This is a genomic window from Halorubrum tebenquichense DSM 14210, assembly GCF_000337415.1.
Taxonomy (GTDB): domain Archaea; phylum Halobacteriota; class Halobacteria; order Halobacteriales; family Haloferacaceae; genus Halorubrum; species Halorubrum tebenquichense.
In genome coordinates, this window is sequence record NZ_AOJD01000033.1 from 23,595 (window position 1) to 30,487 (window position 6,893).

Below are 6,893 nucleotides of genomic sequence, written 5' to 3' on the forward strand. Positions count from 1 at the left end.
GGGGGGTCCTACCGAGGGCAATGACAGATCCCTCCAGCGGCGATCCGACTCCGGACGGCGGGGTGTCAGAGGAGTTCGACGACGTCGGCCCGGAGACGCTTTCCGGCGACGCGGACGACCCGAAGGCGGCGGGCGGGTCGCCGGGAATCGCGGTCCTGACCGCGCTCGTTCTCGGCGTCCTCGGGCCGGTCATCGCGGTCGCGAGCGGCGGCATTATCTTCGCCATCGACGCCGCGAGCGGCGGGCTCTCGCTCGCCGCGAGCGTCGTCCTCACGCTGATATTCGGCCAGTACGTCGCGTTCGGCGGCCTGGCTATCGGCTACCTCGCGTGGCGGGGATTCGACCGCGAGGGGATAATCGAGTACCTCGGGATCCGAGTGCCGAGTCTCAAGGAGATCGGGATCGTCCTCGGGAGCTGGGTGCTCATCCTGATCTCGGTCCTCGTGGTCTCGACGATCGTTCAGCTGCTCGGCACGGAGACGGCGGCGAACAGCAGCGCCGAGCTGGCGATGGGGAACCCGTCGATCATCCCCCTCTTCATCGCCGCCTCGTTCCTCGTCATCGGTCCCTGCGAGGAGATCCTCTACCGCGGCGTGGTTCAGGGGCGGCTCCGCGAGTCGCTGCCGGCGGCCCCGTCGATCCTCCTCTCGGCCGCGATCTTCGCCGCGATCCACGTGATCGCGCTGACCGGCGGGGCCTCCGCGCGCCTGACGACCGTCTCCATCCTGTTCGTGCCGAGCCTCGTGTTCGGCGCGGTGTACGAGTACACGGAGAACCTCGTCGTCCCCGCGCTGCTCCACGGGCTCCACAACGCCGTGCTGTTCACCGCCCTCTACGTCGTCGTTACCACCGACCCGAGCCAGATGCCGTCGTTCATCGGCTTCTTCCCCGTCTGAGCGGTCGAACCCGCTGACGAGGTATTCTCGACACAATCCCCGATTCTCTGCGGTGGCGCGTGCCTGCGAGCGGCCGCCATCGGCGGCCGCGNGGGAGTCGCGAACGGAGTGAGCGACGAGGCTGGGGAGGCGTGAGGTGCGGTTGCGGGGCGGGAATCGAAGGGGCAGCCGGGAGGACGAAGACGCGCGACGCAAGGACCGCAGGAGGGAGCGAGCCACGCGAGCGACCGACGAGGACCACAGCGAGCGCATCGAGTCCTCCCGGCTGGGGCTTCGGCGGTCTCGGTCACAACGTTGGCTTCGTCGTTGCGATCGGCTGGGAGTCCGGAATGACTCGTCTCGATCGTCGGTTCTCCACCGGAAACGATGCCGTATTCTAAGTCTCAGTACACGTCGTCCAGATCCTCCTCGACGTGCGAGTGCTCGTCGGCGGGGAACTCGCCGCTCGTCACGGCCTCCTTGTACGCCTCCACGGCGTCGACCATCTCGCCGCGCACGTCGCCGAACTGCTTCGCGAACGGGGGCGACCACTCGCCGAGCCCGACCGCGTCGTTGATCACGAGCACCTGTCCGTCGCAGTCGGGACCGGCACCGATGCCGATCGTCGGGATGTCGAGGGCCTCCGTCACCGCGCCCGCGAGGTTCGCCGGGACGTGCTCTAAGACGAGCGAGAACGCGCCGGCGTCGGCGTGCGCGCCCGCCAGCTCGACGATCTCCTCGGCGGCGTCCTGTTCGGTCCCCTGTCGGGTGTACCCGCCGAGCTGATTCACGTGCTGGGGCGTCAGGCCGAGGTGGGCCATCACCGGGATCCCGACCTCGGTCATCCGGCGGGTCGTCTCGACGGTGTGGGGGCCGCTCTCGATCTTCACCGCGTCCGCGTTCGCCTCCTTCAGGAGTCGGCCGGCGTTGCGCACCGACTCGGCCTCGTCGACGCCGAACGAGAGGAACGGCATGTCGGCGACGACGAGGGCGTCCTCGGTCGCGCGCGCCGCGGCGGCGGTCCGGCTCGCGACCTCGTCGAACGTGACCGGGAGCGTGGAGTCGTAGCCCAGGGCGGCGTTGCCCATGCTGTCGCCGACGAGGACGATATCGATCCCCGCGTCGTCGACGACCGCCGCCGTCGGGGCGTCGTAGGCGGTGAGCATCGTGATCGGATCGTCGCCCTCCCGGAGTCCCCGCGTCGTGGTCATACCTCGGAGTGACCCGCGCGACGCGATAAAATCGTCGGGAACCGGAAAGCGAGCGCGGCGGCGGGGTCGACGCGGCCGGGGGCAAGCGCCGCGGATCCCCGACCGCCACCGATTTGCCGCTCCGCCGCCGAGTCCGTGGCGTGCAACCAGTCGAGCGGGCCGAGTACGAGGGGGTCGACTACGCGTGGGTGATGCAGACGACGTTCGTCGTCACCATCCTCGTCGGCGCGCCCGTCGCGGCCCTGCTGTCGACGCTCGTGACGCTGGAGACGTGGGGCGCGCGCGCCGCGTTCGCGGTCCAGGTCGGCGCGCCCATCTGGTTCGTCACCGCGGTGGCCGTCGCGCTGTACGCGAGACGGACCGAGGCCGGCGATGGGGGCGGCGAGTCCGGCGACGTCGACGGGGACGCCGAGACCGCTGACTCCGACGACGAACCCGATGACACGGACGACGCCGACGAACCGGCGACGAGCGAGCCGGAAGCCGACGATCTCTCGGACGACACGTCGACCGAGACGGGAAGGGACAACTGACGACTGAGCGCGGCCGACGCGTTTCCCCGTGCTCGGCGCACGCTACTCGGCGAGCAGGTCCGAGACCCACGCGAAGTCGACGCCGCCGCGCTCGGCGGCGACCGCGTCGGACCGCGAGTCGCCGACGAACAGCGCGGTCTCGGGAGTCCCGCCGAGCCGGTCGATCGCCGCGAGCAGCGACTCGGGATCCGGCTTGTGGCTCCCGACGGAGTCGCGGCCGAGGATCGCCTCGGAGACCAGGGCGTCGCCGAGCCCGTGCGTCTCGACCGCGACCCGACACGCCGCCTCGCAGTTGAGCGAGCAGACGCCGGCGGGCGGGTGGGCGGAGCCGGCCGCGAGCCGGTCGCCGAGCGGGAGGCGCGCGGAGTCGCGGGCCCCCGCCCGCTCCGGGGCCGCGATCGCCTCCTCAACCTCGTCCCGGATGCCGTACTCGTCGGCCGCGCCGAGCAGCTTCCACAGCTCCTCCGTCGGCGGGATGAGGGCGTGTTCCGCGTACACGTCGAGGGCCGCCTCCGCGACGGCGTCCCAGTCGACCGCGAGTTCGACGAGGGTCCCGTCGAGGTCGTAGACGACCGCGTCGTAGCCGTCGAGCCGCGCACCGATCCGGTCGGTCACTCGCCGAGCACCCCGCGGGCGACGATCGTCTTCTGGATCTCGNTCTGGGTGATCTTCGCGTCGCGGTAGAGGCGCTCGACGTCGAACTCGGTCGTGTAGCCGTAGCCGCCGTGGATCTGGACCGCCTCGTTGGTCACCGACATCGCGGCCTCGCTGGCGCGGTACTTCGCCTTCGAGGCGGCGACGCGGTAGTCCTCGCCGGCCTCCGCCTGCCGGCACGCCTCGCGGACGAGCAGCCGCGCGGCCGACACGTCCGTCGCCATCTCCGCGACCTTGTGCCGGATCGTCTGGATGTCCGCGATCGGCCGGTCGAACTGCTCGCGCTCCTCCGCGTACGCCTTCGCCTCGTCGAGCGCGGCCTGCGCGACGCCGACCGCCTGCGCCGCGATCCCGATCCGCCCCTCGGTGAGCGTCCGGAACGCGGCCGACAGCCCGCCGCCCGGCTCGGTGAGCCGGTTCTCGGCCGGGACCCGGCAGTCGTCGAAGGTGATCCCGGTCGTGTCAGACGCCCGGAGGCCGAGCTTCTCCTCCTTCTTGCCGACCTCGAACCCGTCCGCGTCGGCGGGAACGAGGAACTGCGTGATCGCCCCGTCGTCGGGGTCGCGGTCCTCGTCGACGACCTTCGCGAAGACGACGGCGACCCCGCCGCGCTGCCCGTTCGTGATCCACTGCTTCTCGCCGTTCAGCGCGTACTCGTCGGTCGCGGGGTCGTACGTCGCGGTCGTCGACATCTGGGCGGGGTTCGACCCCGCCTGCGGTTCCGAGAGGCAGAACATGCCGACCGGACGCCCCGTTTCGGCCATTTCCGGCAGCCACCGCTCGCGCTGCGTCTCCGTCCCGAACTCGGCGATACAGGAGGTCGCGAGGCAGTGGACGGAGAGGGCGGTCGCGACCGCGAGCGACCCGTGGGCCAGTTCCTCGTTGACGACCGCGTAGGTCGTCTCGTCGGCACCGAACCCGCCGTACTCCTCGGGGGTCGTCAGCCCGGTGAGGCCGAGCTCCGCCAGCCCGTCCCACACGTCCTCCGGGAACGTCTCGGTCTCGTCCGCCTCGGCCGCCGTCGGCCGGACCTCTTCGGCCGCGAACTCGCGGACGAGGTCGCGGACCGCCGCCTGTTCGTCGGTGAGCGCCGAGCCGACGCGTGCTCCGGTCATGTCACCGACTTCGATCCCCCACGGAAAAAGGTGAGCGATCGGCGGGGTCGCCGCGGCCGACGAGGCGGTCCCGACCGCCCGCCTTCCGGCCTACGCTCCCGCCTTCCGGCCTACGCTCCCGCCTTCCGGCCTACGCTCCCGCCTTCCGGCCTACGCTCCCGCCTTCCGGCCTACGCTCCCGCCTTCCGGCCTACGCTCACGCGTCCCGGGCCTCCCAGAGCGGGTACAGTTCGTCGCGCGGCGGTTCCGCGAGCGGCTCGCCGTCGATCCGAACGGTCCCCGGAGCGGCGTCGCCGTCCGCGGACTCGACCGTCCCGATCGCTCCCGCCTCGATCCCGGCCGCGTCGAGCGCGCCGAGCGCGCCGTCGACCCGGCTCGGCGGGACGGCCGCCAGCAGCGCGCCGGAGCCGAACGTCCGGAGGGGGTCGACGCCGAGCGCGTCACAGCAGGCCCGGGTCTCGGAGCGGACCGGGACCGCGTCGCGCTCGACCGCGAAGACGGCCCCGCTCGCCGCCGACATCTCGACGAGCGCGGTCGCCACGCCCCCCTCGGTCGGATCGTGGAGCGCGGTGGCGGCGTCGCGGACCGCGGCCGCGTCGGGGACGACGCTCACGTCGTCGAGGAACCCGGCCGCCGCGTCGAGCGTGGCGGCCGGGACCCCGGCGTCGAGGCACTCCGTCCGGAAGTCGGTCGCGAGGATCGCCGTCGCCTCGATCGCGGCCCCCTTGGTGAGGAGGAGTCGGTCGCCCGGCTCCGCGCCGCCGCTCGACACGAACCGGTCCGTCGTCCCCATCGCCGTCATCGAGCAGAGCGGGCGGTCGAGCGCCGGCAGGACCTCGGTGTGGCCCCCGACGACCGCGCAGCCGAGGTCGCGCGCGGTCGCGTCGACCTGGTCGACGACGGTCCGGAGCCGGTCGGGGTCGTCGTCCGGGAGGAACAGCGTGTGAGTGAGCCACCGCGGGTCGGCTCCGCTCGCGGCCACGTCGTTACAGGCGACGTGGACGGCGAGCGTCCCGACCGACTCGGCCGCCAGCGACAGGGGGTCGGCCGCGACGACGAGCGTCCCGCCGGCTCCGGTCAGGTCGATCGCGGCCGCGTCCTCGCCGTAGGCGGGCCCCTGCCGCACCGCCGAGTCGGCCGCGCCGGTCGCCGCGAGCGCGGCCGCGAGCGCCTCGGGACCGAGCTTCCCGGTCATCGCTCGCGGAGCCACGCCGCGACCGCCGCGGGGTCGGCGTCGAGCCCGCCGCCCTGCGCGAACGTCGGGCCGCCGCCCCCGCCCCCGCCGAACTCGTCGGTGACCGCGTCCACGACGTCGCCCGCGTCGAGGTCGCCGCCGGCCACGTCGTCCGCGACCGCGACCACGAGGAACGGGGCGTCCCCCGTTCCGATCGCGGCGAGGGCGTCGAGACCGTCGCCGGCGTCCCCCTCCCCCGCCGCGAGCGCTTCGCTGGCCGGCTCCCGGAGCTCGTTCGGGTCGGCGTCGTCGACCGTGCCGATCGCCCACCGCGCGCCGTCGACCTCGGCGGTCGGCAGGTCGCGCAGGCGGGCCGCGAGCAGCTCCTCCCGGGCGTCCCGCAGGTCGGCCTCCAGCCGGTCGGTCTCGTCGCGCAGTCGGGCGACCGCTTCGGGGAGGTCGCCGACGCGCGCGTCGAGCGTCGCGGCCGCGTCGAGCGCCGCGGCGTGGACCGCGCCGACCTCGTCTATCGCCGTCGGGCCGACCGCGAACTCGACGCGCGTGACGCCCTCGCCGGGATTCGACCGTTCCAACACCGCTACCGGGCCGATCTCCGCGGTGTTCGAGACGTGCGTCCCGCCACAGGCGGCGACGTCCCACGCCTCGGCGTCCGGGGTCTCGCCGTCCCCCGCCGCGCTCGCGCCGCCGACCGTCACGACGCGGACCGCGCCGTCGCTCATCGCGCCCTCCTCGGTCTTCGTGTTGAACGCGATCCCGTCGATATCGCGCGCCGCCCCGGCCGAGTGGGTCTCCCACGAGACGGGCAGCGAGTCCCAGACGGCGCGGTTGGCGAGCCGCTCCAACTCGATCAGGTCGCCGTCGTCCAGCGGCTCGGCGGTCGTCAGGTCGACGCGGACCTTCGTCTCCGAGATGTCGAAGCCGGCGTACCCGAGGTCGTCGGCGATCCGGCGCGCGGCTCCGTACAGCACGTGCGAGGCGGTGTGGGCGCGGGCGCAGTAGGTGCGGAACGCGTCGTCGATCAGCCCCGTCACCGCGTCGCCGGCCGCGAGCGAGAGGGCCTCCGGGTCGGCATCGAGCGAGTGGACGACGACGCCGTCGCGCTCGACCACGTCGTCGACGAGGTGGCCGTCGAGCGTCCCCCTGTCGGCCGGCTGGCCGCCGGACTCGGGGTAGAAGTACGTCTCGTCGAGGACGATCTCGCGGCCGTCGACGGACTCGACCGTCGCTTCGAACTCCCGGACCGTCGGCTCGGCCGGTGCGCGTGAAGCGGTCATTGGCGGGTCGTGGGCGCGGGCGGATAAATAGGTGAC

General features: G+C 73.0%; 7 protein-coding genes. 2 read left to right on the forward strand and 5 right to left on the reverse strand.

All coding sequences use genetic code 11. The annotated features are described in order from the left end of the window. The first annotated feature begins 20 nt into the window (after window positions 1-20). Window positions 21-896, forward strand: a complete 876-nt coding sequence (locus C472_RS05960) for a CPBP family intramembrane glutamic endopeptidase (protein WP_049906371.1) — start codon at window positions 21-23, stop codon at window positions 894-896. Between the two features lie 383 nt (window positions 897-1,279). On the opposite strand, the gene panB is transcribed toward C472_RS05960, so the two are convergent. Further along, window positions 1,280-2,086 carry a 3-methyl-2-oxobutanoate hydroxymethyltransferase gene (gene panB, locus C472_RS05965; protein ID WP_006628907.1) on the reverse strand — a complete coding sequence of 269 codons (807 nt, stop codon included), beginning with the start codon at window positions 2,084-2,086 and terminating at the stop codon, window positions 1,280-1,282. A gap of 140 nt (window positions 2,087-2,226) precedes the next feature. Here panB and C472_RS05970 point away from each other — a divergent pair, with 140 nt between their 5' ends. Continuing rightward, window positions 2,227-2,619 (forward strand): DUF5822 domain-containing protein, encoded by a 393-nt coding sequence (locus C472_RS05970; RefSeq protein WP_006628908.1) that lies wholly within the window; start codon window positions 2,227-2,229, stop codon window positions 2,617-2,619. A gap of 42 nt (window positions 2,620-2,661) precedes the next feature. On the opposite strand, the gene C472_RS05975 is transcribed toward C472_RS05970, so the two are convergent. The 4 genes from C472_RS05975 to C472_RS05990 all read right to left on the reverse strand — a co-directional run bounded on the left by C472_RS05975 (window position 2,662) and on the right by C472_RS05990 (window position 6,857). Continuing rightward, on the reverse strand, window positions 2,662-3,234 hold the full coding sequence (locus C472_RS05975) for an HAD family hydrolase (protein ID WP_006628909.1): 573 nt from the start codon (window positions 3,232-3,234) through the stop codon (window positions 2,662-2,664). After that, complete coding sequence (locus C472_RS05980; RefSeq protein ID WP_006628910.1) at window positions 3,231-4,388, reverse strand: acyl-CoA dehydrogenase family protein; 1,158 nt, start codon at window positions 4,386-4,388, stop codon at window positions 3,231-3,233. The genes C472_RS05975 and C472_RS05980 overlap by 4 nt, the downstream gene beginning before the upstream one ends. Before the next feature lie 196 nt (window positions 4,389-4,584). Continuing rightward, window positions 4,585-5,583 carry an AIR synthase family protein gene (locus tag C472_RS05985; protein WP_049906376.1) on the reverse strand — a complete coding sequence of 333 codons (999 nt, stop codon included), beginning with the start codon at window positions 5,581-5,583 and terminating at the stop codon, window positions 4,585-4,587. After that, the gene (locus tag C472_RS05990; RefSeq protein WP_006628912.1) at window positions 5,580-6,857 is read right to left on the reverse strand and encodes an alanyl-tRNA editing protein; all 1,278 of its coding nucleotides are present in this window, start codon (window positions 6,855-6,857) and stop codon (window positions 5,580-5,582) included. The genes C472_RS05985 and C472_RS05990 overlap by 4 nt, the downstream gene beginning before the upstream one ends. Window positions 6,858-6,893: the final 36 nt, after the last annotated feature.

Excerpts from the sequence above, each read along its gene's own strand:
- C472_RS05985 (WP_049906376.1), bottom strand. The coding sequence starts at position 5,583 with ATGACCGGGAAGCTCGGTCCCGAGGCGCTCGCGGCCGCGCTCGCGGCG.
- panB (WP_006628907.1), bottom strand. The coding sequence starts at position 2,086 with ATGACCACGACGCGGGGACTCCGGGAGGGCGACGATCCGATCACGATG.
- C472_RS05990 (WP_006628912.1), bottom strand. The coding sequence starts at position 6,857 with ATGACCGCTTCACGCGCACCGGCCGAGCCGACGGTCCGGGAGTTCGAA.
- C472_RS05960 (WP_049906371.1), top strand. The coding sequence starts at position 21 with ATGACAGATCCCTCCAGCGGCGATCCGACTCCGGACGGCGGGGTGTCA.